Origin of the sequence: Myxococcus sp. CA039A (assembly GCF_013336645.1) — a bacterium.
Lineage (GTDB): Bacteria > Myxococcota > Myxococcia > Myxococcales > Myxococcaceae > Myxococcus > Myxococcus llanfairpwllgwyngyllgogerychwyrndrobwllllantysiliogogogochensis.
Map to the genome: position 1 here is coordinate 1 of NZ_JABUMQ010000580.1, position 3058 is coordinate 3058.

1 protein-coding gene and 1 pseudogene are annotated in these 3058 nt (G+C 68.1%); one reads left to right on the forward strand and one right to left on the reverse strand.

The genetic code is table 11. The features are described from left to right. A pseudogene (locus tag HR086_RS45950) lies at nucleotides 1-1304 on the forward strand (RCC1 repeat-containing protein); the annotation flags it as partial. A gap of 160 nt (nucleotides 1305-1464) precedes the next feature. Here HR086_RS45950 and HR086_RS45955 read toward each other — a convergent pair. Then, nucleotides 1465-3058 (reverse strand): NBR1-Ig-like domain-containing protein (locus HR086_RS45955; protein ID WP_254626755.1); only part of this gene is annotated, 1594 nt, incomplete at its 5' end.

The window sequence follows — 3058 nt, forward strand, 5'->3', positions numbered from 1 at the left end:
TGGTGGGGCTGACGGGGGTGGTGGCCGTGGAGTCGGGGAACGACGACTCGGTGGCGCGGAAGGCGGACGGCACGTTCTGGAAGTGGGGCTCGGGTCAGCGGACCCCCGTGAGGGCGGCGTCCCTGGATGGAATGACGACCGTGAGCCTGGGCACCCTGCACGCGCTGGGGCTCAAGCCGGATGGGACGCTCTGGGCATGGGGTTCCAACAGCTCTGGCCAGCTCGGGCTCGGCATCGCGACCTACTTCGGTCCGACGACGACGCTGCCTCCCCATCTTCGGGAGGTCACCGTGGGAGATTTCTACTCGTTGGCCGTGAGGAGCGATGGGACGGTGCTGACCTGGGGCGCCAATAGCTCAGGTCAGTTGGGTGATGGAACCACGGCGCTTCAAGCCTCGCCGGTGCAGGTGTCGGGGCTCGACGGCGTGGTGGCGGTGGCCGCGGGCAACTCGCACTCGCTGGCGCTGAGGACGGATGGGACGGTGTGGGGCTGGGGCGCCAATCACCTGGGCCAACTGGGGAATGGGACCACCACCTCGAGCCCGCTGCCAACGCCGGTCGTGGGGCTCGTGAGCGTGAAGGCCATCGCGGCGAACAGCACCCATTCCCTGGCGTTGAAGCAGGATGGGACTGTGTGGAGCTGGGGCTTCAATGGCGCGGGCCAGTTGGGGGATGGGACGCGAACCCAACGGCAACTGCCCGTGCAGGTGCTGGGGATGTCGAGCGTGGTGGCGGTGTCCGCGGGGAACGAGTTCTCCCTCGCGCTGAAGGCGGATGGCACCGTGTGGAGCTGGGGTTACAACTTCAATGGTCAGTTGGGAGATGGCAGTACCACGTTCAGCTCGAGTCCCGTCCAGGTGTCCGGCCTCTCCGGCGCGCAGGCGATATCCGCGGGACGCAGCCATTCGCTGGCCAGGAAGGCCGACGGGACGGTGTGGGCCTGGGGCTCCAACCAGAACGGCACCCTGGGGGATGGCGGCACGACGCCGCGACTCGTCGCGGGCCCCGTCGTGGGCCTCACGGGCGTGGTGAGCGTGGCGGCGGGACCGATGTCCGTGGCCATCAAGGCGGATGGGACGCTCTGGGTCTGGGGCACACAGTCCACGGAGGACGGGACGATTTCCCGGCGCTTCGTTCCCGTCCCGATGCCAGGGCCCACGGGCATCGTCGCCGCGTCCGCGCGAAGCGGCCACACCCTGGCGCGAACCGCGGATGGGACGGTGTGGGGCTGGGGCCACAATGCCTATGGCGCCCTGGGCAACGGCATCACCGGAGAGCGGAGCGAGCCCTTCCAGCTCTGGTGAGCGCGGCGGTCCGCCACTCGCGCATGTCTGGAATCAAGTGGTGACTTGAACTCTCGGATGTTCGGCCGGGCCCGCACTCGAACAACGCATGTTCGAGGGCGGACCCCTGGCGCTTCGTGACGCGAGCCCCCACCCTCCGAGGCCTTGGACGCGCCGTGGGCTACTCGATGGGCGGCGGGCAGGAGTGGGGGCAGTCGTATCCGAAGGTGCAGCTATCGCACGAGAGCGGCGGCATGACGCTGATGGTGAGCGGGAGCGTGCTCTGCCCGAACGGTTGATTGCCCTGCATGAGTCGCCACTCGAACAGGTAGGTCCCCGTCAGCGGGGGGGCGACGGCGGTGAAGAGGAAGGTGGTGTCCTCGCCCGGGTCCACGACTTCGTAGGGCAGCAGCGGGACTCGGGCCACTCCCCAGAACAGGTTGTCCACCGGGTTCTGGGAGCCGAGCTCGACGGGCGTCTGGGCGCTCCAGCTTTTGGTGCCCCAGTTCTTCATCCGGACGGAGAACTGGAAGCTCTCCCCTGGGGCCACGGTGGCGGGAACCAGGGTCTGCTCCACGAGCTCCGAGGCGAACGCGGGGGACTTCACGTTGACGGAGAGGGTCAGCTCGGGGCCGAACGCCGCGCCGTTTCGATGCATCCTCCACCGGTAGGTGAAGGGTCCTGGCGTCAGGGGCGCGGTGGGCGTGACGGTGAACGTCTTGTGCTGGCCCAGGAGGATGGCGTCGCCTGGAGCGAGCACCAGGCTCTGCGCCCCGTCGAGCGAGACGCCGTGCGTGCCATTGGCCGCGCTCCAGAGCGTGGTGCCGGTGTTGGTGACGGAGACGGAGGCGTTGAAGGGCTGTCCGGCGACCACGGTGGGAATCCTTCCGTTGGAATCGCGCTGGAGTGCGCCGAGGGCGGGGGTGTCCAGGAAGCCGCCCAGAATCTGTTGGCGGAAAGGGAGGAAGGTTCCCGTCAGCAGATTGGAGAGGAGGAAGCGCGGCTCGTCGGGTGGGGCGGTGGGGTCCGGAACTTCGTTGGTGTGGACGAAGGACGTTCGGATGGGGGGGAAGGTGCCGATGGCGCCTCCCAGGTCCGCGAAGCTGCTGCGGTTGTGGCAGCCGGCACAGGACAGAGCCTGGGCGCGCGAGACGACCTGCTCGGGACTCAGCGGGCTACCGATGCGCTGGAGCTCCGCGGCGATGGCGGTGGCGAAGCGGTTTTCGGGAGGAGCGAAGAGGAACTCGTTGAGGTAGTTGTCCGAGGCGAGGAACGACTCCGAGTCGCTCTCGGCGTCATTGTAGATGTCGGGGACCTCATAGTTGAAGCGGTTGATGTCATCGACCGCGAGGCTCGCCACCTGGGTGATGAAGTACTCGCGGAAGCTCACCGCGAGCGGCTCCGTGTTGAAGATGTTGAAGAAGTCGCCGCGCGGGTTGGCTTTCACGGTGACGGGCACGAAGCGCAGGGTGCAGCCGGTGGGGCCACACTGCCGCTTGAGCTTGAACTCGTGGAGCATCCACGGGGCCGGCGGCCCCTGCTGGATGAACTGGTTGGTGCGAACCTGTCCCTCGCCCAGAGGGTTGTTGCCGTAGTGATTGGCGTGGACGACGGGGACATGGCCGGGGCTGCTGGCCTCCAGGAAGAAGGACTTCACGCGGGCGCGGCGGGCGACGGGGTCCGTGAGGGTGGAGAAGCTCGCCCAGGTCTGGGCGATGGGGCGGCAGCCCTCCAGACCCAGCTCGCGGCGGGGGTTGGGAAGGACGGCCTCGAAG